Origin of the sequence: uncultured Gimesia sp., from assembly GCF_937910335.1 — a bacterium.
GTDB lineage: Bacteria > Planctomycetota > Planctomycetia > Planctomycetales > Planctomycetaceae > Gimesia.
Map to the genome: position 1 here is coordinate 1 of NZ_CALEMX010000092.1, position 2,952 is coordinate 2,952.

General features: G+C 46.1%; 2 protein-coding genes and 1 pseudogene. All 3 read right to left on the reverse strand.

What is annotated here, in order from left to right; translation table 11 throughout:
- On the reverse strand, positions 1–883 hold an 883-nt coding region (locus Q0668_RS03690; protein WP_298860046.1), incomplete at its 3' end, for a prenyltransferase/squalene oxidase repeat-containing protein.
- A 144-nt stretch (positions 884–1,027) separates the two neighbouring features.
- Positions 1,028–2,305 (reverse strand): FAD-dependent oxidoreductase, encoded by a 1,278-nt coding sequence (locus Q0668_RS03695; protein WP_298860047.1) that lies wholly within the window; start codon positions 2,303–2,305, stop codon positions 1,028–1,030.
- A gap of 159 nt (positions 2,306–2,464) precedes the next feature.
- Positions 2,465–2,952, reverse strand: a pseudogene (locus tag Q0668_RS03700) (glycogen-debranching protein); the annotation flags it as partial.

Genomic DNA, 2,952 nt, shown 5'->3' on the forward strand with positions numbered 1-2,952 from the left:
CTTGCCAGGAACCATCAGGATTTTGTGTGTTAATTAAATATTGAATCCCTCGAATGATTGCTGAATGATCTGTTCCTACTTGGTTGGAACGAAGCAATGCGACAAGAGTGGTTCCTGTAGCATAAGCGTCACTCTTCATTGTGGGGAGCTGAGACCATCCACCATCCGCATTTTGTGTCTCGATCAGTTTATCGATGGCTATTTTTGTGACAGAGCTTTCCACATCCAGATAGAGTAATGATCGGAGTTGAAAAACGCGCTCTTCCGTGGAATCTGGTTTGAGGTCGAGTAACCATTTGCGAGCCTGGTTAATTCGTGTTTCGATTTGTGAATGCTGCTCTTGAGTACCAAACGTTTTGAGCGCACGAATGACAAAGTAGTTCGTATTCGTATCACTGGACATGGAAGGGGGGCGAGTGGAATTGCGGATCCAGTGTGTTTGATCTTTGTTACGTTCTAACAGATAACCGGTGACGGCTGCGGTGAGTTCATTTGGCTTCTGTCCTGCTAGTTCGAGTGCCCAGAGCGCGTAGCTGGCGGTGTCAGGGCCACCACCTTGTCCTTTGCCTGCACGATATTTATCCAAACCTCGTTTGAGATGCGCGTGTGTATGATTGACCTGCAATTGAAAATTGGCTTCGTCGATTGAGAATCCTTGTTTCTTTGCTTCATTTAATACCAGAATAGCCAGTGCCTGATTGTGACATGTAAAGCATTTCCGCTCGCGGGTGGAACCAGTGGATGCTTTTTCGATCAGTGGAATTGACTTCTGAATTGCGGCTTTGATTGCTGAAGGGGGTAAACGGTCTTCGCCTGCCTGCGATAAAGTAGCGAAGTTGAATGAGAGACAAAACAGTGACAAGCTGATGAAAATACTGCGCATCCCATGTCTCTCTATCATTGATTGAGTGTATGCCCATTGATTATGGCACTTGATGGTACGTCAAAATAGAGTTTATTCTAACCATATTACAGATTGAGATGCCAGATTCTTTTATCCTGTTTAGTGAAGGAGCCGGAATGGTTTTCACTTTACTGGAGAAGAAACTTCTTTAGCAGTTCGTTCAGGAGTCTGAATATGCTCGGATAGAAACCCAAGTCCGACGATTTTTCCTGCTTTCCGTCTCAAGATCGGAGCGAATAATCCAGCGATTTTTCGAAGTGCCCAGGAAATGGAAACTGGCTTTCCTGGTGCAGTGCTGCCTCCGAACAGTCTCTGATGCGCAAAGATTTGCATACGTTGTGTTTTGCGTGCGGGTGGTTCACGGCGCAATTGGACCTGCTTTAAGTCGTTAAGTGTTACATTACCTACGTAGAGTTTATCCGCGAGCAAATTCGCAGTAGCCACGGCGTCCTGAACCGCCAGATTTACTCCGACTCCCCCGACCGGGGACATCGCGTGTGCAGCATCACCGATAAAGAGCAGGCCTGGTTGTGCCCAATTTGTGATATGATTTACTTGGATGGATAAGAGACGAATTTTTTTCCAGTCATCAATTTCAGCAATTCCCTCAGCGAGGTCCGGAAGGATATCGATGACTCTCTTGCGAAAAACTTCCAGTCCTTTCTGTTTCATTTCATCAAAATGACCTTTTTGTATGATCATTCCGGTTTGAAAATAGTCTCCTCGGTCCACTGTAATCAGCATGCGGCCTTGCTTGATGCGTGCCAATGTGTGATCGTTCAGATCGCCTGATTTTCCGACCCGAAACCAAAGGACATCAATGGGAATTCCCTGTTCGATTACTTCGACTCCCGCATCGATCCGCATCTGAGAACCCCGTCCGTCGGCTCCCACGACCAGATCAGCGTGGATTTCATATTCGCCGTTCACACCATCTACTTTAACGCCGACTACTCGATCTTCTTCATAAATCAGATTTGTTGCCTCTGCCTGCATGTGAACCTGGAAATGGGGATATTCTTCGGCGTGTTTAACAAGCAGATTTAAAAAATCCCATTGGGGAGCAAATGTTATAAATTTGCATTTCGTAGGAAGATGTGTGAAGTAAGGTCCTGGAATCTGTTGCCCTTCAAAGTTCATATCAAGAGAATCAAAATGCTTATCTGCAATCTGTAGAAATTCTTCCAGAAATCCGAGTTCATGCATCAATTCTAAAGTGGAAGGGTGAATGGTATCGCCACGAAAATCGCGTAAAAAGTCTTTATGTTTCTCCAGCACAATGACTTCAACACCGGCCCTTGCCAGCAAGTAACCCAGAAACAGGCCTGCTGGTCCACCGCCGACAACGCAGCAGCGGGTTGTGATCTGTCTTCCTGACTCTGGTGGCTGGCTTTCGCTCACGGCCTTTTACCTCCTGTTGTATCAGCGTTGGTCATTTTTTGTCTCACACGAGTGAGAGACAGCATAGGCGGCTCATATCAAACGTTCAATATGAATCTGGAGAACTGCTTACCAGAATATGAACTCTGTGTAAGATGATGAGGAATCGTTGAGAGCAAATCAGTCTGCTTTCTTGACAAGCACAACAACGGATCGGCCCTGGACCTCATAAGCTGCCTCAGAAACAAGGGGTGCTGCATTGGGTTCCAGTATATCCTGTGGGCTGTCGAGTGAAGTGTCGACAATTCGTATCCAATCGCCAGGATTTCCTTCGTGAATTCCAAAAGTGAGTCCGTATGAGTTACCATTAATCAAAACGTAGATCTCAACGTTTTCTTCTTCAGAACTATGCAAACAGAAGGCAAGCGTTTTTGATGAGTCCGAAAGGTCGACATAGCGAGTTACGCCGTACCAGTGCACATCTTCACGCCAGAAATGAGAACGGCACAATGAGGGATGTGACTTGCGAAAGGCGATCATCAATTTTACGAAACGAAAGAGATCCTGATGAGTGTCCAACCTGCTCCAGTCTAGCCAGCTGGTTTCGTTGTCTTGATTATAGGGGTTGTTATTTCCTCGCTGGGTTTGCAAAAACTCATCTCCCATCC